Raw genomic sequence first — 22033 nt, 5'->3', positions numbered from 1 at the left:
ATTGAATATTAAACTCGAAACCAAACGCCTTATCCTAAGACCCATCAATGAAAATGATGCTCAAAATTTCTATGAGATGGATTCTAATCCTAAAGTTCATATCTATCTTGGCAATAATCCTGTGACTTCCATAGAGCAGTCCAAATCTAAAATTGAAGGGATTTTACAACAGTATAAGGATTATGGAGTTGGTCGGTTGGCCATGGAAAGGAAAGACACAGGTGAGTTTATAGGTTGGTCTGGATTAAAATCTGAACGCGAATTACGTAAAGAGTTTGATTATTATGACTTAGGATATAGATTAAAAGAAGAATTTTGGGGAAACGGCTACGCTACAGAAGCTGCCATAGCATCACTAGACTTTGGTTTCAATGATTTAAAACTAAAAGAAATTTGCGCCGCAGCAGATGTAAATCATATCGCATCTAATACTATTCTTAAAAAAATAGGTATGCAACCTTCTGGCACCTTTGAGTTTGAAGGTGATCTATGTAATTGGTACATTCTAGAAAATACCCAAATACGATAAAAGCTCTTTGAAAGAGGTTTTATCAATATTTAATATTAAGTACAACAGTATTTTTTATTGCTGTCGTAATGTAAAATTTATAGGTATGCTATATGGAACTCCTACTGGAACATTTCGTTGCTTTCCTGGTTCCATTTGAGGAAGTAGGCCGATAATACGTTCTGCTTCTTTCTCTAAAAGTTTATCTGGACCTCTAGACTGAATATTGGTAACGTAGCCATCTTTATTGATTAAGAAAAATACAAATACCTTTCCGTGAATATTCATTTCTGAAGCTGCTTGAGGATATTTAAAATGCTTTTGCAAATGCTCTTTCATTTTAATTTGGAAACAAGCTTTTAACTCCGCATTATTACCTGTACAACCTGGAAAAGTAGGCACCTTCTCTATTACAGCAAATGGAACTTCTATATCCTCTTCTATTTCTTCTACTTCAACCTCTTCAACACTTATCACGCGCTCCTCTATGATATCATCCTGACCTATTTCTGTACTTTCAACAAAAGTTTCTTCTATTTCTTCAACATCCTCTACTATAGTAATGGCTTCAGCAACTATTTGTTTAGGTGGCGGTGGCGGTGGAATATTAATTGTAGTAATAGGTATATCTTCCTCTAATTGTTCTGTCAACATTAAGGTATCATAACTAACGGCTTCTTTGACATAAGTCTTATGTTCTAATCCTATATAGGTTAGGAGTAACATTACGTTTAAACCAACAGCAAAATACAAACTGCTGTTTCGACCTACATTGGCTTTTGGATTCTTCTTGACTTGCATAACTTGAAAATTTTATACCTTAAAGTTACCCAAACAAAAGCGCAAAAAATATGATATTCATCATGTTTAATTGATAATCAACGAATTATATTTTATAAATTATCCAACTGGTTATCCGTACCATCTTCACTTATCGTCCAAAAGAAGCCCACAAAAAAGAATTGATCTGCAGCAGGTTTTAAGGCTCTTCTACTAAATTGTCCATTCATATCTGGTGAATTCGCATACTGATAACCGTTTACATTCTTAAAGCCCAACACATTATTAACTGAGAAGTATAGAATTTTCTGTTGATCTAAAAGATATGCCCAATTAAAACTTAAGCTATTAAATGCCTTAGTACGTTCGCTGAGAAATTCATTGGTATTCGGATTAGTATAAGGTCTTCCTGATGAATAGCTATAGGCCAAACCAATCTGGCTTTTCCAGCTATCTATCCAATACTTTCCAACAACGGATACATTGTGGTTGGTTGCAAAATTAGGCTGGGCAGATGTTTCAAAATTTCTATAGTTACGTTCTGTATCCAAATAAGAATAGCTTACCCAATAATCTAAATTCTTAACACTTGTATTGTCTCGCCAAAAAATATCGACACCTTGAGCAAAGCCATCACCATTTGTGGTGTAATTACTTTCAAAAGTTGTAAACTCTGTATCATACTTTATTAAATTATCGTAATCTTTTCTGTAAGCTTCTGCCCTAAATATTTTACCGTCATTAACGTGCTGATAGTTAAGAATGTAATGTGTGGTTTTTTCCGAATTTAAATCGTTTTCAAACTTTAAAATAGAACTATTTGGGTTTTGAAAAAAGTTACCATAGGCCAATGAAATCTGTCCATTTTTAGATGTCTTATATGCTAAAGCTGTTCTCGGAGCAAAATCTGTAGTATTAAATATTGAACTGTGATCTGCTCTCACACCGACTTTAAGAGCCAAATCCCTTGAAAATATTAAATCTGCCTCAGCAAAACCTGCTGTGATGTTATTTTTAAAACCATAAGTTCCATCTATGGATCCGTCCTTAAAGTTTTCATTAAAATCAGTCACAAACTGCTCAGCGCCAATACTCAATTTAAACCTACTATTAAACCGTTTCTTTAATTTTAGCTTAATATGTGCTGAGTTTTCTCTATTCTCTATATCACTTGTCATTACTCCTATTTCATTTTTGGCGTAGGTATAGCTCAAGCCTGTACTTAAGGTCCACCCATTTCCAAGAACACCTTTATAAGAAGTATTGAGATAAAAATTGTTATTATTTAATTTAAAATCCAATCCATTTTCAAGATTGATATCTTCTTGGGTCAATTCAAATTTTGAAGTATCAAAAGCCGCATAAAACTTTAGCATTCCGTTTTCTAAACGTTGTCTAAATACGGTTTCTCCTTGCGCTCCTTGGTATGGTGTTTCCCAGTCATTTCTGTCTTTAAAAACGGCTAAATAAGGTGCTAAATTAATATATGTTGCATTGAAACTTAAGGATGATTTTTCCCATTTCTGGGTATTACCCAAAGCTGCACCAACGGTCATAATCCCAATATCCGTTTTTTCCTGATCGGGCTCGTCAATGGTATTTAAAAGCAAAACGCTGGATAACGCCTGACCAAATTCGGAAGAATAACCACCAGTAGAAAATGTAATACCATCAAACAAAAACGGTGAATAACGACCACGCGTAGGAATATTGTTGGTCGTTGGTGAATATGGCGTAAACACCCTTATACCATCAATAAATATTTGGGTTTCATCTGCATTGCCTCCTCTCACAAACAGTCGACCATCTTCCGCTACATTCGTGGTTCCTGGCAGTGTTTGTAAGGCGCCTACAAAGTCACCCAAAGCGCTAGCCGTGGTCACCACATCTAAAGAGTTTAAGACTGACACCTTGCTGTTATCGTTGGCTTCAAACGTACCAGCACTTAAAACAACGGCATCCAAAGATTCTACATCTTCCCTTAGTGTTATTTGTAAATTGGATAGTTTTGAAACATCATCAATAATCGTTTTGGTTTCATAAGATAGAAAGGAAATAACCAAAGTTTGAGTTCCTTTTTCTTCTGTAGTAAAATCAAATTTACCTTCGTCGTTAGATGTGTCACCATCGTAAGTGCCATCTAAATAAATATTGGCACCAACTATCGGTTGGTTTTTATGATCCACTACCTTTCCTGAAATTGTAGTTTGTGAATAACTTAGGTTGATGAGACATAAGCAAATGATGGTGATTAATTTGTTCATTTTTTGATTGATTAAAAGTTCGTTTTTTGATACTGAAACTAATTCAGTATAAATTGATGAAGCAAACTTCAATCATTTTTACAAGGCTAAAAATTCCATTTTACCGAACTGTAAAATTTTAATGATGAATTGAATTTTTTATCCTAAATTCCACTCATGAAGCTAACCAACATAGAAAAACAATTCTCCATCCTATTTTTTATCATCGTTCTTTTTGAATTGATTACCGGAAATACAGAAAACTTGAAAACAGCTCATTATATAGCCAAACCAGCCATTGTTATAAGTTTGATATTCCTTTTTGTAAAAACTTCAGGACATCTTTCAAAAAACATAAAGAGTTTAACGCTCTTGGCACTAGTATTCTCATTGTTAGGAGATGTGTTGTTGATGTTGGTAGATCAATCACCTCATTTTTTTACTGTTGGCTTAATTGCATTTTTGTTAGCCCATATTATGTACATCCTAGTGTTTTTGAAGCACAGAAAACAAAAGCAATCTGCCGTAGGGTTTATTATTATGCTTTTAATATATGCGTCAGGATTGTTCTATTTGTTGAAGGATGGTTTGGGAGAGATGCTTTTGCCAGTTACCATTTACATGCTTATTATTCTAGGTATGGCAACATCTGCATTTTTGAGGCGAGGTAAGGTTAACACCTTGAGTTTTAAACTCGTTTTTATAGGTGCTATATTCTTTATGATTTCTGACAGTATTTTGGCTTTAAATAAGTTTTATCAGCCCATTCCACTTTCTAATATTAGTATAATGGTCACCTATTCCTTGGCACAGTATTTAATTGTCTTGGGAATATTAAAAACACCCCTAAAGTCCCCTCAAGAGGACAATCCAAGCAAGTAAAATCTATTTCTTAAAAGGTCTGATGATTAGTCGTGCTGCTTTATCAAAATTGATGTAGTTATACGACCAATTGAATAGTACAATAACGCGATTTCTAAACCCTACCAGAGACATCAAATGAATAAACATCCATATAAACCAAGCAAAAAATCCACCGAACTTATAATGCTTTAAATCCACCACGGCTTTATTTCTACCAATAGTGGCCATAGACCCTTTATCATTATAAACAAATGGCTTCATCTCTTTACCATTTATAAGATTAAACAGGTTTTTACCTAATAATGCCCCTTGTTGAATCGCAGGTTGTGCCACTTGAGGATGACCTTTAGGAAAAGCTTCAGTTTCCATTAGAGCAATATCTCCAATGGCAAAAATGTTGTCATAGCCTTCAACCAAATTAAAACGGTTAACATGGTAGCGATTGGTCTTTTCCATTAGAGCATCTGCCTTTAGACCTTTTACGGGCGCTCCAGTAACTCCAGCTGCCCAAATTAGAGTTTCGGACTGCATTTTTAAATCAGAATTTGTGGTAACGTTTACGCCATCATAGTCTTCAACGAAAGTTTTGCAATGTACTTTTACACCCAATGCGCTTAAGAATTCTTCCGCTTTCTTAGAAGCGTGTTCGCTCATGGCAATTAGTACACGCTCATTACCTTCCATGAGATGAATGCTCATATCGTCAGCGTTAAGATCGTGATAATCCCTAGGTAGAATATGATTTTTTAATTCTGCTATGGCACCTGATAACTCTACACCTGTTGGACCACCACCCACGATAACGAAATTAAGATAAGCTTGGCGTTCTTCCTTAGAATCTGCAATAGCTGCTTTTTCAAAATTTTGCAAAATCAAACTTCTTATATCCAAGGCCTGGGAGACAGTTTTCATTGGCATACTATTGGATTCAATAGTTTTATTGCCAAAAAAATTGGTTTTTGTTCCTGTTGCGAGGACGAGATAGTCATAACTTAGGTTTCCTATGTCCGTAACAATTTCATTTCGCTCTGGCACAACCTCTTTAACTTCAGCAAGTCTAAAAAAAGAAGTCTTATGTTTTTTAATGATTTTTCTCAGAGGATATGCAATGGAATCGGGTTCCAATCCCGAACTCGATACCTGATATAACAAAGGCTGAAATGTGTGATAGTTATGTTTATCTATTAATACAACTTGTACATTTTTGTTTGCCAGTTTTTTAGATAAATTAACACCAGCAAAACCACCACCAATGATAACTATTCTTGGTAGGTTTGACTTAGGAATATTCATGAGAAGCAATTAATTTCTCTTACAAAGATAAGGATTAGCAAATCCAAAATTTTATTTTTGAACAATATTGTAACAATACTTTAGTTACGACTACAAATAGATAACTAACCAATTTCATCAATTGAACAAAGAACTCGAACATAGTTTTGTTGAACAGTTGCAAAAGCATCAAAACATTGTACATAAGGTGTGTCGTTTATACACCAACAATAAGGATGCCCATAACGATTTGTTTCAGGAGATAACCATTCAGTTATGGAGGGCATATCCTAAGTTTAGAGGAGATTCTAAATTTAGCACCTGGATGTATCGTGTAGGATTGAACACAGCTATTACCCTGTATAGAAAATCGAAACGAAGGATTAACACCCAAGAGTTTGATAGTGTACAGTTTAAAATAAAAGCAGAAGAGTATGATGATACTGAAGAGCAGCAATTGAAGCTTTTATACAACGCAGTGCATCAATTAAACGATATTGAAAAAGCCCTTGTTTTTCTGTACTTAGAAGATAAGGACTATAGAGAAATAAGTCAGACTTTAGGTATAACTGAAGTTAACGCACGAGTAAAAATGAATCGTGTAAAAAAGAAATTAAGAACAATTTTAAATCCGTAATACTATGGATGAGTTAGAATTATTAAAGAAGGATTGGAACAAGGATAAATCCGATTACAAAAACTATTCGGATACGGACATCTATCCTATGCTGCATAAAAAATCGTCTTCTATTGTAAAGACCTTGTTTTATATAAGCATTGCAGAATTTGCATTTTGGATATTGGTAAATATACTTCCTTATCTACTTTCTGAAAAATACAGAGAACGTTTAGAAACAAGTTATGAAAACCCATTGTTTGTCGGTCTGTCTATTCTTAGTTTGGTTGTTATTGTACTGTTTATTTATTTACTTTTCAAATCATACAAAGCCATTTCCATTACCGATAGTGCAAAAAAATTAATGGAGAGTATTCTTAGAACCAGAAAAGTGATTAAGTACTATGTGATTTTTAATCTGGTGATGATTTTTATCTCTATACCTCTATCTCTTTATTTTGAATTTAATGAAAATATAGAATTTCACGACCAAGTTGAAGCCATGAACTCTACACAAACCATGGTGCTTTACGCTGTTACTATTTTAGTTACTGGTGTATTCTTATTGGTGTTTTGGCTATTCTACAAACTGCTTTATGGTATCTTATTAAAACGCCTCAACAGAAATTATGATGAGCTTAAGAAGCTGGAAGTGTAATTTTGGTTGAGTTGTTGAGTCAAATTCGGAAATTATTCAGAACAAAATAAAACTATTGGCAAGAACAAAGAAAATCAAGGGGCTTACCAATCCCTCAACTCTTTATTAAGTCGTTCTTTTTCCTCTAATTCTTCTTGCGGAATTACTTTTAAAAATGAAGGATGTTGCTCAATGGCATATTCAATTTTTTCAACGATATCAGCAATAGATTCGTTTTCGTAATCAATTTGCAAAGGCTCTTTAATTTCAAAAGTCTGAAATATATTCTTCTTTTTAATTCTTAGTCCTTTTTTATCAAAGGAGCGTCTAAATCCATCAATTACAATGGGCACCACTATGGGTTGGTAATGTTTTATGATATGCGCTGTTCCCTTTCTAATGGGCTTAAATGGTGTTGTTGTCCCTTGTGGAAACGTCACTACCCAACCATCGTCCAAGGCTTTTTTAATGTTGCTGATATCGCTCATCTTTACTTGTCGATTCACATTCTGGCCCTTAGAACGCCACGTACGTTCAATACTAATAGAACCTGTATAGGCAAATATCTTCGGAATCAATCCCGATTTCATGGTTTCCTTAGCAGCAACATAATACATATTTAGCTTCGGATTCCAGAGATAGCCTACATTTTTAATGTTATCGAGACGACCACTTAAGCTCGCATTAAACACATGAAACATGGCAATGACATCAGCAAAATAGGTCTGGTGATTAGAAATAAACAACACATTGGTATCTGGTAGATTCTTTATGATTTCCGAGCCTTCAATCTGTAATTCATTAAAACCTCTAAAGCGTCTATGCGTTAAAAGACCAAGAATTCTAATGAGCCATTTTTTTACCCAAAGTATATGTCCGAAAGGATTTTTTTTGAATAATCCCATAAATTAGTTTCAGTTTTAGTCGACTACAAAAATAACAAATAAGACAAGCTATAGAACTTGTTTTAACAAGTCTTTTATTTCACCAAGCATCATGGCGGTTGCTCCCCAAACAATATGGCCGTTTAATTTAAACGCTGGCACATCCACTTCAACATTAAAAGAAGTTGGCACTCTTGTAGTTATAACATTAGCATCATCTAGAAAACTTTCTACATTCACTTCGATAATATCCTCTACCTCTTCGTCTTGTTTTATAAAATCTAATTTTACTTCAGACACAGCCACATGAGGATACACCATAAAATTACTAGGAGGAATATATAAAGGAGACATGGGTTTAAGCACCTGTACAGCAGAAACAGGCACACCTACTTCTTCTTCCGTTTCGCGTAGCGCTGTATCCATTATATCCCTATCAACTTCTTCATACTTTCCGCCAGGAAACCCAACTTGTGCAGAATGCACGCCTTTATACGTTTTACGCAAAATGAGCACCAAATAGGTTTCGTCCTCTGTATTAGGATAAAACAATGCCATAACACCAGCTGTTTTAGCGTTTTTGTGCTTGGCTTTCATTTTCTCAGCTAGTTCCAAACGGTATGGTGGAGACATTTTTGCGTGCGATTGTTCGCCCAAAAGTTGAAGATGTTTTATTTTTACTACGGATTTTAAAAACGTATCAAAGCGCATTTATGAGATTTCGATTGGTTGTAATTATAACTTTATTTTTTTTGAATTGTGAAGATAAACAAACTTCAAAACAAACAAACACCTCTAAACAAAAAGATACTATAGTCGAAAAACACAAAGAAATCCCTAAAAAGAAAACTGAACCAGAATTCCCAAAACTTACCGACAACAATGCTATGGAGTTCTTTTTAGAATATGAAAAAGAACACAAAGAAAACAAAGTGCGGATATTTACGGATTTTGGTAACATAGACATATTACTTTACGACAAAACTAAATTTCACAGAGCAAATTTCATTTATCTTACCAAGCGCAATTATTTTGATGGTACACAGTTCTACAGAGTGGTGCCAAATTTTGTGATACAAGGCGGAAGTAGTGATGCTTTAGACTTGTACAAAAAGCGACGCAAAATAGGAAAATACCTTCTACCACCAGACACCAAACGTGGCTATACACATAAGCGTGGTGCGGTTTCCATGCCAAGTAGCGAAATTGAAAATGCTTACAAATTGGCATCTCCATTTCAGTTTTTTATTATCAATCGTATTGGTGGTGCTAGTTATCTCGATAAAGATTACACCGTTTTCGGTGAAGTCATAAACGGTATGGACGTGGTAGACAAAATCAATGCCGTTGAGACCGATGATGGAGATTGGCCAATAGACAATGTATATATCAGAAAAGTGGAAATTATAAAATAATTAAGACTTCCTTTTTTTAGTTTTTAGTAACTTGTTTACCTAATTGTTTGAATCAGCAAAATTTTATTATTTGTCATGCTGAACTCGTTTCAGCATCTAAATTTTCGAACTGAATAAGACTCTGAATTCCTGTCTACCGACAGGCAGGTAATTTAGAATGACAATATTAGCTTTTGAATAACAACCATAAACTAACTACAATGATCACTAAATCAATCAAAATTGCCGCACTTGGTAGTATTATTCTCTTTGCAAGCTGTAAAGACGAACCAAAAACCGAAGACAAATTAATGACTGACAATATACTTCTACAAGAATGGGAAGGCCCTTACCAAGGTGTTCCTGCTTTTGATAAAATGAACGTAGCAGATGTAAAGGAAGCTGTTGAAAAAGGTATGGAAATGCAACTAAAAGAAGTTGAGGCCATTGCCAATAACAAAGAAGAACCAACTTTTGAAAATACCATCGTCGCTATGGAAAGTGCTGGCAAGGAATTGCAAAGGGTCTTTGCGTATTACGGTATAATGAGCAGTAACATGTCTTCTCCTGAGTTTAGGGAAGTACAGGCAGAACTAGCACCAAAATTATCCGAATTTCAATCTAAGATTTCCCAAAACGAAAAGCTTTTCCAACGTATTAAAGCGGTTTATGAGGCATCTCAAAAAAATCCGTTAGAACCTCAAGAGCAACGTGTTGTGGATTTAATCTATAAAAGGTTTGAAATGAACGGAGCAAATCTCAATGCCGAAAAGAAAAAGCGCTATGCCGAAATCAATAAGGAGCTGTCTAAACTCTATACCAAATTTGCAAATAACGTATTGCACGATGAAGAAAACTATGTCACCTATCTAACCGAAGATCAATTGGGTGGTTTGTCAGAAAGCTTTATAAAATCTGCTGCTAAAATTGCAACTGACAAGGGTAAAGAAGGCATGTATGCCATTACCAACACGCGCTCATCCATGGATCCGTTTCTCACCTACTCTACAGAACGTGAGTTACGTAAGAAGGTATGGGAGAATTATTACTCCAGAGGAGATAATGCTGATGAATATGATAATAATAAAATCATTGCAGAGATTTTAAGACTTCGTAAAGAACGTGTTGGGCTAATGGGTTACGATAATTATGCGGAATGGCGTTTACAAGACCGCATGGCAAAAAATCCAGAAAATGCCATGGATTTAATGTTAAAGGTCTGGCCAGCAGCCACAGCTCGAGTAAAAGAAGAAGTTGCAGATATGCAAGCGGTTGCCAATGAACTGGGTGACAATATTACCATTGAGCCATGGGATTATCGCTATTATGCCGAAAAAGTTAGACAAAAGAAATACGATTTAGATAGTGACGAAGTCAAACAATATTTACAATTAGATAAACTGACAGATGCTATGTTCTTCGTCGCTGGAGAATTATTCAATTATAAATTCACACCTGTTGAAGAAGGTTCCGTTCCTGTATTTCATGAAGATGTAAACGTTTGGGAAGTGACGGACAAAGATTCTGGTAAACATATCGGACTTTGGTATTTAGATCCTTACGCTCGTGAAGGGAAACGTTCTGGTGCTTGGGCAACTACATATAGAAGTTCAACCACTTTTGAAGGTGAGACCAATGTTTTGGCATCTAACAATTCAAACTTTGTAAAACCCGCTCCAGGTGAAGCTGTTCTTGTCTCTTGGGATGATGCAACGACGTTTTTTCATGAATTTGGACACGCATTGCACTTCTTTGCTGCAGATGTTAAGTATCCGACACTACAAGGTGGTGTAAGGGATTATACAGAGTTCCAGTCACAGTTATTGGAGCGTTGGCTATCCACAGATAAGGTGATTAATCAGTTTTTGGTGCATCATGAAACTGGAGAGCCAATTCCTGCGGAGTTGGTTGAAAAAATCAAAAAAGCATCAACTTTTAATCAAGGGTTTGGCACTACGGAGTATTTAGCTTCAGCATTAATCGACATGAAGTTACATTTAGCAGATCCAACAAACATTGACATTGATAAATTTGAACGTGAAACCTTGGACGAGCTCGGTATGCCAAAGGAATTACCGATGCGTCATAGAACACCACATTTTGGTCATGTGTTTTCTGGTGAAGGTTATGCCACAGCTTATTATGGCTATATGTGGGCAGATGTCTTAACGAGTGATGCCTCTGAAGCTTTTAGAGAAGCTGAAGGTGGTTTTTATGATAGTGAAGTCGCAGACCGTTTGGTGAAATATCTATTTGCACCACGTAATGCTATGGATCCTGCAGAAGCCTATAGAAAGTTTAGAGGACGTGATGCCAAGATTGAAGCCTTGATGCGTGATCGTGGGTTTCCTGTACCTAAAAGCTAACAACACTTTTAACACTAACTAATCAAAACTATATAATCATGAAAATTTTAAAGTACATCGCCATTATCATAGCCGTTTTAATCATTGGCTTTTTATTGTTGGGTTTATTAAAACCAGAAGTTTCCTACGACAGTGAAATTGTAGCAGACAAACCCTTGCCAGAAGCTTGGGCTGTCGCTCAAGATGAAGCCAAAATGGCTGAATGGTTACCAGGATTTCAGAAAGTAGAACGTGTTAGCGGCACACCTGGTACTGTAGGAGCCGTATCTGATGTCTATTTTATTACCGATGGAGAGGAGATGGTGATTAGAGAAACCATTACCAAGATTGTACCTAACGAGACCATTGAAATGACCTTCACTTCGGATTTTATGGATATGGATTATAAGCTTAGCATGGCTCCAATGGATGGCAAAACAAAAATCACGTCCAATACCACCACTGTAGGAAATGGCATATTAGCTAAATCCATGATGGCATTGGCAGGAAGTTCCATTAAGGCACAAGAAGAAACCAATCTTGAGAATCTTAAAAAAGCTATTGAACAAAATACTAAGGATTATTTTCCTGTTGAACAAACTATGAAAGAGGATGAAATGACCACTGAAAATGAAGAAACTAATTAACATAGTAATTATAGCGTTGACCATCTACTCGTGTCAATCGCAAACCAAAGACGAAACCACTAAAATTGTTGGAGGGCGATGTGAAGGTTGTGAAGCTCTACTTGAATATGGTGACAAAAAATTGTCTAACATTGATACCTTACCAAAATTCGAAGTCTCTGAGCCAAAGCTAAAAATTACGGGAACGGTTTATCAAAAAGATGGTAAAACACCAGCTTCAAATATTATACTTTACATATACCACACCAATGAAAATGGGATATATGAAACCAAAGGTGATGAAAAAGGTTGGGCAAAGCGCCATGGCTATATTCGTGGTTGGGTAAAAACCAACTCTGATGGCAGTTACACGTTTTACACCTTTAGACCAAGCTCCTACCCTAATACTTCAGCACCTCAACATATACACATGACGGTAAAAGAATCGAATACAAACGCCTATTATGTAGATGACATTATGTTTGAAGATGATAAATTCCTAACGAATGAATTTAAGGAGCGTTTGGGACAACGTGCAGGTTCTGGTGTAGTACTTCCAAAAATGGAGAATGGGATTTTGCACGTAAAACGTGATGTGGTTTTAGGTCGTAATATTCCTGATTATGACTAAGTAAATTAGAGCAACTTTTTAAATACATGAAACTAAATCTCACGTTTATTCTTCTTATACTTTTTTTTGGTTGTAAAAATCAAGAAGACATCAATTTAAGTATTGAGAGTTTACCACCAAAAACCATTGATGCCCAACGTGAAATAGTTTCTGTTCTTACCGGAAACAAAAAATTAAGTACAGATTATACCATAAATAGCAGAACAACTCCAAAGGAACGTTTAATGACCAGACGATATTTATCTGAGGCTTTAAACCAATTGAATTTAAAAACACTAGAACACGATTATAGAGAACCAAACTCAAATGTTTTTATTGACTTATTAGTCAATCCGTTTAAAGGGACTAACTTATATACAATCATTCCTTCGACCATTGAATCTGATGAATACGTGGTATTAGGAGCGCATTACGATACAGCAAGAAATTGTCCTGGCGCCAATGACAATGCATCCGCTATGGCTCTTCTCTATGGAGTTGCCAAAAAATTATTAAATGTTTCGGTAAGACAAAAAAATGTGATGATTGTGTTTTTTGATCAAGAGGAAGAAGATTTAGTTGGTAGTAGAGCTTTTGCCAAATATCTTAAGAAGAATGATTATAAGATTCACTCCGTTCACACGTTTGACCAAATTGGGTGGGATAAAGATTTAGATAAAGCCGTGGAAATTGAGCTGGCAGCTAAGGAACTTGAAGAAATTTATAGAGAGAAAGCCTCAGAGCTTCAAATTCCTATCCACACGACCAAAGTGAACTCCACAGACCATCAATCATTTAGAGAATTGGGATATAACGCTTTGGGAATTACAGAAGAGTTTGCTAATGGTGATACAACACCGTTTAAGGACACTCCAAAAGATACATTTGATACTGTTGATTTTGAGTATTTAGAATCAACGACCAATTTGGTTTTTGAAGTCATAAACCACATCATAACCCATAATTGACATGACTAATAAATCTAGTACTCTTTATACTGTAATTCTCGTATTGTCATTATTTCTATTTTTGATAAAAGGTATTCAATATGCTGTATTGGGAAGTTATATACCTCTTGTTTTAGCCTTAGTAATATGTATGCTCTTTTATCTCAACCGAAAAAAGAAAAAAGCTTTGAATATACTTATTAAGATTTGGGCTCTTCTAATAATTATTTGGTCATTATTAAGGTTATTAATCGGTACTGCAGATCGATTTGGTAAAGAATTAATGGAGAATCATCTACAGGAAAACCTTGGAGTTACAGGCTCACTGATAAGTCTATTATTTTTAGTTGTTGGTTTTTATCTTTTCAATAAGAAAAGAAGACAACAATGGCTCAATTAGTCTTCTTTTTTATACAAACTCGGCAAACTAATTTTAAACTTAACAGCAAGAAGCCTAACGGTAATCACCACTAAGCCAGCTATAATAAACAAATAGTTTCTTTCTTCTAAAAATTGTAGCAGCAAGAAATACGTTAAGCCTCCCAAAATACAAGCTGTTGCATAAATTTCCTTTCTAAATATTACAGGAATCTCATTGCACAACATATCTCGAATGACTCCACCAAAGCAAGCCGTCATAGTTCCTAAAGCAATACATATAATGGGATGTAAACCTGCGACCAATCCCGTTTCGATACCCACTACAGTGTAGAGTGCAATACCAATGGTATCAAATAAAAATAAAGAGGTTCGCAAATATGAAATCCGCTTTCTAAAGATTACAGCAAATACTGCCGAAGCTGTTATCACATAGACAAAGGTCATATTCCGCATCCACGATACTGGCTCTAGACCTATCATTACGTCGCGTAAGGTTCCGCCACCAACAGCAGTAACAAATGCAATAATAAGAACACCAAAGGCATCCATGCGCTTATTCATGGCTACAAGTGCTCCAGAAATGGCAAAAGCTATGGTTCCTAGTATGTCTATTATTTGGAAAAACATGATTATTATTTTAAACTACAACTGTCACACTGAGCGCAGTCGAAGTGCTAATGAAATACTATACTTATTTATCCCAAAGCTATTTTGGGATAAGCGATATTCTTAATTCTGCTAAGATCCCGAAACTGCGTTCGGGATAAGCGATATTCTCAATTTTGAATGCTAAGACCCTTCGACAAGCTCAGGGTAAGTGATTCACAAGCTTTTTCCAAAAGAAAAAGCGGTTCTCTGCTTACATGTTTTGAGTATAGTAGTTATAGTCTTTAAGAATGGTGTCAATAAACTTAACGTCATATAACTTCGTCTCTATACCAAGCGTATCACAGATTTTATTTTTTAATAAAGTCAAAGTCTTAAAATCATTGTTCTTTTTAGAGATTGTAAAGGCTTCTTTTATAATTCTTACATCCTTATCTGTTAGTTGTGTAACATTACTAAACACAGGTACGTAGTCGTCATTGATATCTTCAAGAATTGTGCTTGTTATTCTATGCTTTTTCTTTACACTAATTACAACAGTGCCAGCCGCTGCATCACCAACACGTTGTTTTTTATCAGAGAGAAGAATACTTAAAATTCCTATAGATGAAAAGAACAACCAAATGTCTATGATTCTCAACATCCAACGTACCATAAAATTGTACCATTGCGTTGGTGTACCATCAAAACGAACCACTTTAATTTTCATAATCATTTTCCCGACTGTCTGTCCTCCGAAAATGATATGGCACAACACAGAATAAAAAAATGCAGGCAAGGTAAACAGACCCAAAAAACCACGCTTGGTCCAACCGTCTGCATCAAAAATTTCAGACAAGTTTACCAAGTTCTCCATAATGGTGATATAAGTGATTAAAATAATACCATCAATTAAGAAAGCCACCATGCGCTCACCCAAACCAATTAACTTGTAATCTAGGTTGACATTTTGTGCGGTGTTAATTGCTAATTTGCCCATGGAAATGTATATTCGTTTTTAAATTGAAATGATTTATGCGCGAGGCGTCTTTCGTGAAGCAAAATAAGGAAAAATGGATTGGTTTTGAAAACGCATTGGATAATAATGCTAAAATAAATCCAGACGACTTAGCTTCATACTATATTCAACTTACAAACGATTTATCTTATGCCCAAACCTACTATCCTGGCAGCAAGACGTTATTGTATTTAAATTCCTTGGCATCTCAAGCACATCAGAAAATTTATATTACCAAAAAAGAATCAAAAAACAAGATTATTTCGTTTTGGCGCGATGAGTTTCCACTGTTTTTTTACCAGTACCACAAAACCTTGTTGTATTCATTTTTAATATTCATGTCGGCTGTGATAATAGGCGTCATTTCAACATTAAACGATGATACCTTTATTAGACTTATCTTGGGTGATGCATATGTGAATATGACTATTGAAAATATTGAGAATGGTGAACCCATGGCTGTATATAAAAGTGGTAGTAATATTGGAACCTTCTTAGGAATCACGATTAACAACATAAGAGTAGCCATTTTTGCCTTTGCGCTCGGAGTATTTTTTAGTGTTGGAACGGTTTGGATTCTTTTTAGTAATGGGATTATGTTAGGGTCTTTCATCACTTTCTTCTACAACTATGGTATTCTCGAAAAAACCTCCACAGTTTGGCTGCATGGTACCATTGAGATTTCTGTTATTGTAATTGCAGGTTGTGCTGGTCTGGTAATGGGCAATAGTTTTTTATTTCCAAAAACATTTTCCAGACGAATTGCATTTATGAAAGGAGCCAAGGATGGACTTAAAATTGTAGTAAGTACCATTCCGTTTTTTATAATTGCTGGCTTTATTGAAGGCTTTATAACACGCTATGGTGAACAGATGCCTTGGTTTTTGGCTTATGGCATTATTTTTATTTCGCTTTTTGTCATTATTTATTATTACATCATATATCCTATTTTATTACATAAAGCTTCGACTATTGGGCGCTCTGAAGCTCAATCTAATTTAATCCCCAAACCAGAATTAACGTGAACGAGAAATATATCGAATTAAGAACCCGAAGTACGTTTGGAGATATCATCAATACTTACTTTTTATTTCTAAAACATAATTTTAAAGCCTATACCAATTTGTATTTAAGGTATAACGCTATCAGTATTATCCTAACATTGATTTGCTCTTATCTACTGGTGACTGGCTTTATGGGACTGGTAAGTCGTGATTTTAGATTCGGAATGGGCAATAATGTAGCTACCGACAATTATTTTATTGCTGGTGCCATCATTCTCTTTTTAGTTGTCTTTATCACGTCCTTAATCAACTATAGTTTTTCAAGCGCTTATCTCGCTGAATACGTGAAAAATGATGGTGAGATTGTTTCAAAAAATATTTGGAAAAGCATTTTAAGAAATATAGGTACTATCATACTTTTTATTCTCATTGGAGGACTTTTGTACATCGTATATATAATTATTTCTATGGTAGTATCTTTTATTCCATTATTGGGAATGATTATTCAGTATGGTTTAAGTTTTACGATGACTGCTATTTTTGGGCTAACCTTTATGTCTATCTTTTCAACAAAAAAAGGATTTGGTGAAGCTATTTCAGAAGGTTTTGATTTAACCTTTTCTAATTTTTGGCGTGTAATTTTGTTCGGGTTGGTTATTGGGATATTAAATCTTATGATTACAGCTTTAATTATTTCTGTACCTAGTTTTATTATTGGTATTTATGCCTATTTTTCTGTTGATAGTAATGTTGATATTACTTCAAGTACTTTTGCAACCCTATTATTTACTTTTGGTTTCGCTGCTTTTTTATTGTCTTTTATTTATACTCAAGCCCTGTCGCAAATATCCTATGGTATTCTGTATTACAACCTCTACGAAGTGAAGCACAATGTCTTTCTTCAAAAGAAAATAGATCAAATAGGTGCTAATGAGTAAATCAAAGCTCAAACATATAAGCACATCTATTGTGGCATCATTTTACGCTTCTATTTTGTGGGCTCAAGATAATGTGGTGAAACGCGATTCATCAAATCTAGATGTGACGTACTTTAAAGACAATTTTAAGGATAATTACTCAGGAAACGATTTTAATTATTCCATCAACGATACTGGTGGCATCAATTTAATACAACGTATCCTCAGATCCTTTTTTACATGGCTGGGAGATACGTTTGGGTTTGATATCGATTGGCTGGATTACCAAACCTTGGAATATATTGTGTATGGTTTATTAGGAGTAATAGTACTTTATCTGCTCATTAAATTTCTGTTGCAAAGTCCAATAGCTTCTGTATTTAAAAATGAAGACAAGGCTATAGAAGGTTTTACCTATGTTGAAGAAAACATAGAACAAGTTGATTTTGACAAGCTTATTAAAAAAGCAATAAAGCAAAACAACTTTAGATTAGCTACACGATATATGTATCTAAAAACGCTTAAGGTTTTGGCTAGTAAACAAACTATTGAATGGCACTATGACAAAACCAATTCAGATTATCTTAATGAGATAAAAGATTCTAAATTAAAAAGCTTATTTAAACGTGTGTCTTACATATACGATTACGTTTGGTATGGTGAATTCCCTATAGACGAAGTAAGCTTCAATAAAAATAAAGACGATTTCAATCAACTTATAAAAACGACTAAGCATGGATAAGCGTTCTAAAATAGCGCTCTATATTATTGGTGCTGTCATCGTTTTTATGATGATTGCAGAAGTCACCAAACCCAAACCTCTTAATTGGAGAGACTCTTACTCAGCTTCCGATAAAATTCCGTTGGGTTGTTACATTCTTTTTAATGAATTGGAAACATTTTCTGAAGGTGAGATATTGACCTCAGAACGGACAATTTATGAATACCTAAAACGTGTTGATACTACAACTCCAAAATCATTGGTGTTTATCAACAACTACCTCAGTTTTGATAAAGAGGAGTCGTTGGCATTAATGGATTTTGCTGAAAAAGGCAATACGGTTTTTATGAGTGGAAATTACTTTTATGGCAATACCATAGACTCATTAAACGTAGCTGTAGAAAGGCAATATAGTAATCTATACAAAAAAGAATCTGACCATAAATTTACTAGCCCAAGCTTACAAAAGAACAATCGCTTGTTTAAGGATGTTATAGAAAATAGTCATTTTAGCTCTATAGATACTTTAACCACTACAATTTTAGGCACTGTAACCACTAAAGACGAGGATGATTTTGATGAAACCAATCCAAATTTTATTAAAGTAAATGTTGGTGAAAATGGTGGGCAGTTTATATTGCACACCAACCCTTTTGCTTTTACCAATTACCACCTTATGGCAGATAAAGCAGATTATGCTGCAACCGTTTTATCTTATTTACCAAAACAGCAAATTATCTGGGACAACAATTACAAAAGTGGGCGTAAGGTAATCACCAGCCCTCTCCGTTTTATACTGAACAACCCAGCTCTAAAATGGGCGTTTTATATCAGCTTGTTTGGCCTAATATTGTTTGTGATTTTTAGAGGAAAACGCACCCAACGTATTATACCTGTAATCAACAAACTGGAAAATGCCACAGTGGATTTTACCAGAACCATTGGAGAGTTATACTACCAACATGGAGATTTTTCGAATATCATTGAAAAGAAGATTAATTATTTTCTAGAGTTTGTTAGATCGCATTATTATTTGGACACCAATCAGCTCAATCAAAATTTTATTGAAAAATTAGCCGTTAAATCTAGCAATACAAAAGAAGACGCTAAAGCTTTAGTGGATTACTTAGTCTTTTTAAAATCGAAAACAAATCACAGTGAGCAAGAGCTCATAGAACTGAATAAAAAAATAGAACACTTTACAAAACATAAGTTATAATGGAAGATCAGAACATGCCATCACCAGAACATTTAGATGATACCAACCTCAATGAGGCAAATACCAGTAATGAACCTGTTGAACAGGCTTCAGAAGACTTTAAAAGTAGAATTGACCTCAAGCCTCTGCAAGATAGTGTTGAGCAAATAAAGCAAGAGATTGCAAAATTCATAGTTGGGCAAAATGAAATGATTGAACTGTTGATTATTTCTATACTCACTAATGGCCATTCGTTAATCGAAGGTGTTCCTGGTGTAGCTAAAACTGTAACGGCAAAGCTATTGGCAAAAACCATGGATGTAGATTTTAGCAGAATTCAATTTACACCAGATTTAATGCCGAGTGATATTCTGGGAACTTCAATTTTCAATGTAAAAAATAGTGAGTTCGAGTATAAAAAAGGCCCTATTTTTTCTAACATTGTTTTAATTGACGAGATTAACAGAGCGCCTGCAAAAACACAAGCAGCTTTATTTGAGGTTATGGCAGAACGCCAAATCACTATGGATGGTATTCGCTATGACATGGCACCTCCGTTTTTAGTATTTGCCACACAAAACCCAATTGAGCAAGAAGGTACTTATCGCTTACCAGAAGCGCAATTAGACCGTTTTCTTTTTAAAATTGAAGTGGATTATCCGTCACTTGAGGATGAAGTTCAAATTTTGGTAGATAATCACAAAAGGCAAGACACTATGGATTTTAATACCATAACTTCTGTGTTATCTGCTGATTCCATTAAAAACTATCAAGATTTAATTAAGCATATCGTAGTAGAAGACAACCTTCTTAACTACATCGCTTCTATCGTAAACAATACACGTAATAATGCCAATTTGTATTTAGGTGCTTCACCAAGAGCATCCATTGCCATTTTAAATGCTGCTAAGGCTAATGCTGCCATTAACGGTAGGGATTTTGTAACTCCAGATGATATTAAACGTTGTACCAAAGCTGTTCTTAAACATCGATTGGTGTTAACACCAGAGCGCGAAATGGAAGCCTTTACGGTTGATAAAGTTGTGGATCAAATATTAGAAACTATTGAGATTCCGAGATAGTGAAGCGCTTATTTAAACATACCTATTTAACCTTTCGGTTTTTTATAATCGCTATCGCTTTTGTGGTGCTTTTTATTCTGGCATATCTATATCCAGGATTATTAGAAATTGCATCACTTTTATTCTTTGTGGCTGTTGGGTTAGTTCTTATTGATCTTATATTATTATTCAAACAAAAAGGGATTTCGGCCTCTAGAATTCTTCCGGAAAAATTGAGTAATGGAGACGATAATCCTATTGAAATAACACTTCAGAATAACTATAACTTTAAAACTGATCTATTATTAATCGACGAAATGCCGTTTCAATATCAGAAACGCGATTTTGAAATTAAAACACAGCTCAACAAACACGATAAAAAGAAAATCACCTATAAATTAAGACCGTTAGAACGCGGTGAATATTACTTCGGTAATCTAAATGTGTATGTAAATTCACCCATAGGTTTAGTGACCAGACGTTTTCAGTTCGCCAAAGATGCCATGGTACCAAACTACCCATCCTTTTTACAGTTACGCAAATACATGCTATTGGCATTTTCCAATAAGCTATTTGAGTACGGCCTAAAGAAAATTAGGCGTATAGGGCACACCATGGAGTTTGAGCAGATAAAGGATTATGTAACTGGTGATGACATAAGAAACATTAATTGGAAAGCGACAGCCAAGCGTAATCAGTTAATGGTAAATCAGTTTCAGGATGAACGGTCGCAACCTATATACAGCGTCATAGACAAAGGCAGAGCCATGAAAATGCCTTTTGAAGGTTTGAGTTTATTGGACTATGCCATAAATGCCACTTTGGTTATTAGCAATGTAGCATTAAAAAAGCAAGATAAAGCAGGTATGTTTACCTTTTCGCGCAAAGTTGAAAATAAGGTGGTCGCTGAGCGCAGACCGTCTCAGATGAATAAAATTCTGGAAACCTTATACAACGTCAACACAGATTTTTCAGAATCAGATTTTTCGAGATTATATATAGACATAAAACGAAGTCTTACCCAACGCGGCCTACTTCTACTCTATACCAATTTTGAAACTTTAGATGCATTACATCGTCAGTTACCTTATTTGCAAGCCATTGCTAAAAATCATCTTTTGGTAGTTATCTTTTTTGAAAATACAGAGTTACATAAACTCACAAATCTTGAAGCTCATAACACCTTTGACATTTTTCAAAAGATCATTGCAGAAAAATTTATGTATGAGAAGAAACTGATTGTTAATGAACTCCAGAAGCATGGTATTCAATCTATTTTAACAGCGCCAGAGCATCTAACCATTAATACGATTAACAAGTATTTAGAAATAAAAGCCAGAGGATTAATTTAGAAATAGCTAATGGCTAAATTAACAACTCATCACCTTAAAACTACAATTGAGTAATTACAATTATAGCAAA

General features: G+C 34.9%; 23 protein-coding genes. 16 read left to right on the top strand and 7 right to left on the bottom strand.

The window, feature by feature from the left end; all coding sequences use genetic code 11:
- Position 1 precedes the first annotated feature (1 nt).
- Positions 2 to 529, top strand: coding sequence for a GNAT family N-acetyltransferase (locus ACQ65V_RS10260; protein WP_430467822.1), 528 nt, complete (start codon positions 2 to 4; stop codon positions 527 to 529).
- A gap of 54 nt (positions 530 to 583) precedes the next feature.
- On the opposite strand, the gene ACQ65V_RS10255 is transcribed toward ACQ65V_RS10260, so the two are convergent.
- A complete protein-coding gene (locus ACQ65V_RS10255) occupies positions 584 to 1309 on the bottom strand; it encodes an energy transducer TonB (RefSeq protein ID WP_430467821.1) in 726 nt (241 codons plus the stop codon).
- A 92-nt stretch (positions 1310 to 1401) separates the two neighbouring features.
- On the bottom strand, positions 1402 to 3552 hold the full coding sequence (locus tag ACQ65V_RS10250) for a TonB-dependent receptor (protein WP_430467820.1): 2151 nt from the start codon (positions 3550 to 3552) through the stop codon (positions 1402 to 1404).
- 156 nt (positions 3553 to 3708) lie between these two features.
- Here ACQ65V_RS10250 and ACQ65V_RS10245 point away from each other — a divergent pair, with 156 nt between their 5' ends.
- Positions 3709 to 4413, top strand: coding sequence for a lysoplasmalogenase (locus tag ACQ65V_RS10245; protein ID WP_430467819.1), 705 nt, complete (start codon positions 3709 to 3711; stop codon positions 4411 to 4413).
- 3 nt (positions 4414 to 4416) lie between these two features.
- Here ACQ65V_RS10245 and ACQ65V_RS10240 read toward each other — a convergent pair whose 3' ends face one another.
- Positions 4417 to 5688 (bottom strand): NAD(P)/FAD-dependent oxidoreductase, encoded by a 1272-nt coding sequence (locus ACQ65V_RS10240; protein WP_273290698.1) that lies wholly within the window; start codon positions 5686 to 5688, stop codon positions 4417 to 4419.
- 121 nt (positions 5689 to 5809) lie between these two features.
- Between ACQ65V_RS10240 and ACQ65V_RS10235 the strand changes: the two genes are divergently transcribed.
- Both ACQ65V_RS10235 and ACQ65V_RS10230 read left to right on the top strand, forming a co-directional pair.
- Positions 5810 to 6304 (top strand): RNA polymerase sigma factor, encoded by a 495-nt coding sequence (locus tag ACQ65V_RS10235; RefSeq protein WP_155089764.1) that lies wholly within the window; start codon positions 5810 to 5812, stop codon positions 6302 to 6304.
- 4 nt (positions 6305 to 6308) lie between these two features.
- Entirely contained in the window at positions 6309 to 6941 is a 633-nt protein-coding gene (locus ACQ65V_RS10230; RefSeq protein WP_430467818.1) for a hypothetical protein, read from the top strand.
- Positions 6942 to 7024: 83 nt separating this feature from the next.
- Here the strand turns inward: ACQ65V_RS10230 and ACQ65V_RS10225 are convergent, their stop codons facing one another.
- Positions 7025 to 7825: a lysophospholipid acyltransferase family protein gene (locus ACQ65V_RS10225; RefSeq protein ID WP_430467817.1), complete on the bottom strand. Its 801-nt coding sequence runs from the start codon at positions 7823 to 7825 to the stop codon at positions 7025 to 7027.
- Between the two features lie 48 nt (positions 7826 to 7873).
- Positions 7874 to 8515 carry an NUDIX hydrolase gene (locus ACQ65V_RS10220; protein ID WP_430467816.1) on the bottom strand — a complete coding sequence of 214 codons (642 nt, stop codon included), beginning with the start codon at positions 8513 to 8515 and terminating at the stop codon, positions 7874 to 7876.
- Between the two features lie 2 nt (positions 8516 to 8517).
- Between ACQ65V_RS10220 and ACQ65V_RS10215 the strand changes: the two genes are divergently transcribed.
- From ACQ65V_RS10215 to ACQ65V_RS10190, 6 genes are all read left to right on the top strand, one after another.
- On the top strand, positions 8518 to 9219 hold the full coding sequence (locus ACQ65V_RS10215; RefSeq protein WP_430467815.1) for a peptidylprolyl isomerase: 702 nt from the start codon (positions 8518 to 8520) through the stop codon (positions 9217 to 9219).
- A 200-nt stretch (positions 9220 to 9419) separates the two neighbouring features.
- Positions 9420 to 11564 carry a M3 family metallopeptidase gene (locus ACQ65V_RS10210; protein ID WP_430467814.1) on the top strand — a complete coding sequence of 715 codons (2145 nt, stop codon included), beginning with the start codon at positions 9420 to 9422 and terminating at the stop codon, positions 11562 to 11564.
- Between the two features lie 38 nt (positions 11565 to 11602).
- A complete protein-coding gene (locus ACQ65V_RS10205; protein WP_430467813.1) occupies positions 11603 to 12190 on the top strand; it encodes an SRPBCC family protein in 588 nt (195 codons plus the stop codon).
- Positions 12174 to 12800 carry an intradiol ring-cleavage dioxygenase gene (locus ACQ65V_RS10200; RefSeq protein WP_430467812.1) on the top strand — a complete coding sequence of 209 codons (627 nt, stop codon included), beginning with the start codon at positions 12174 to 12176 and terminating at the stop codon, positions 12798 to 12800. Before ACQ65V_RS10205 ends, ACQ65V_RS10200 begins: the two co-directional genes overlap by 17 nt.
- Positions 12801 to 12826: 26 nt before the next feature.
- A complete protein-coding gene (locus ACQ65V_RS10195) occupies positions 12827 to 13747 on the top strand; it encodes a M28 family metallopeptidase (RefSeq protein WP_430467811.1) in 921 nt (306 codons plus the stop codon).
- Between the two features lies 1 nt (position 13748).
- Positions 13749 to 14126: a hypothetical protein gene (locus ACQ65V_RS10190; RefSeq protein WP_430467810.1), complete on the top strand. Its 378-nt coding sequence runs from the start codon at positions 13749 to 13751 to the stop codon at positions 14124 to 14126.
- On the opposite strand, the gene ACQ65V_RS10185 is transcribed toward ACQ65V_RS10190, so the two are convergent.
- Positions 14123 to 14734 carry a trimeric intracellular cation channel family protein gene (locus tag ACQ65V_RS10185; RefSeq protein WP_430467809.1) on the bottom strand — a complete coding sequence of 204 codons (612 nt, stop codon included), beginning with the start codon at positions 14732 to 14734 and terminating at the stop codon, positions 14123 to 14125. The genes ACQ65V_RS10190 and ACQ65V_RS10185 overlap by 4 nt on opposite strands.
- 232 nt (positions 14735 to 14966) lie before the next feature.
- Positions 14967 to 15692 carry an RDD family protein gene (locus ACQ65V_RS10180; protein WP_155089754.1) on the bottom strand — a complete coding sequence of 242 codons (726 nt, stop codon included), beginning with the start codon at positions 15690 to 15692 and terminating at the stop codon, positions 14967 to 14969.
- Positions 15693 to 15727: 35 nt separating this feature from the next.
- Between ACQ65V_RS10180 and ACQ65V_RS10175 the strand changes: the two genes are divergently transcribed.
- The 6 genes from ACQ65V_RS10175 to ACQ65V_RS10150 are packed head-to-tail and all read left to right on the top strand — an operon-like array spanning position 15728 to position 21963.
- Positions 15728 to 16735, top strand: coding sequence for a stage II sporulation protein M (locus ACQ65V_RS10175; RefSeq protein ID WP_430467808.1), 1008 nt, complete (start codon positions 15728 to 15730; stop codon positions 16733 to 16735).
- Positions 16732 to 17652 carry a hypothetical protein gene (locus ACQ65V_RS10170; RefSeq protein WP_273290718.1) on the top strand — a complete coding sequence of 307 codons (921 nt, stop codon included), beginning with the start codon at positions 16732 to 16734 and terminating at the stop codon, positions 17650 to 17652. The genes ACQ65V_RS10175 and ACQ65V_RS10170 overlap by 4 nt, the downstream gene beginning before the upstream one ends.
- A complete protein-coding gene (locus tag ACQ65V_RS10165) occupies positions 17645 to 18373 on the top strand; it encodes a hypothetical protein (RefSeq protein WP_430467807.1) in 729 nt (242 codons plus the stop codon). The genes ACQ65V_RS10170 and ACQ65V_RS10165 overlap by 8 nt, the downstream gene beginning before the upstream one ends.
- On the top strand, positions 18366 to 19571 hold the full coding sequence (locus ACQ65V_RS10160; RefSeq protein ID WP_430467806.1) for a DUF4350 domain-containing protein: 1206 nt from the start codon (positions 18366 to 18368) through the stop codon (positions 19569 to 19571). Before ACQ65V_RS10165 ends, ACQ65V_RS10160 begins: the two co-directional genes overlap by 8 nt.
- Positions 19571 to 20632 (top strand): AAA family ATPase, encoded by a 1062-nt coding sequence (locus ACQ65V_RS10155; RefSeq protein ID WP_430467805.1) that lies wholly within the window; start codon positions 19571 to 19573, stop codon positions 20630 to 20632. Before ACQ65V_RS10160 ends, ACQ65V_RS10155 begins: the two co-directional genes overlap by 1 nt.
- Positions 20632 to 21963, top strand: coding sequence for a DUF58 domain-containing protein (locus tag ACQ65V_RS10150; RefSeq protein WP_430467804.1), 1332 nt, complete (start codon positions 20632 to 20634; stop codon positions 21961 to 21963). The genes ACQ65V_RS10155 and ACQ65V_RS10150 overlap by 1 nt, the downstream gene beginning before the upstream one ends.
- Positions 21964 to 22033 lie beyond the last annotated feature (70 nt).

It is taken from the genome of Winogradskyella ouciana, assembly GCF_965284585.1.
In the GTDB taxonomy this organism is placed as follows: domain Bacteria; phylum Bacteroidota; class Bacteroidia; order Flavobacteriales; family Flavobacteriaceae; genus Winogradskyella; species Winogradskyella ouciana.
The sequence above is the reverse complement of the archived record's forward strand: the minus strand, read 5'-3'. Positions and strand labels throughout refer to the sequence as shown.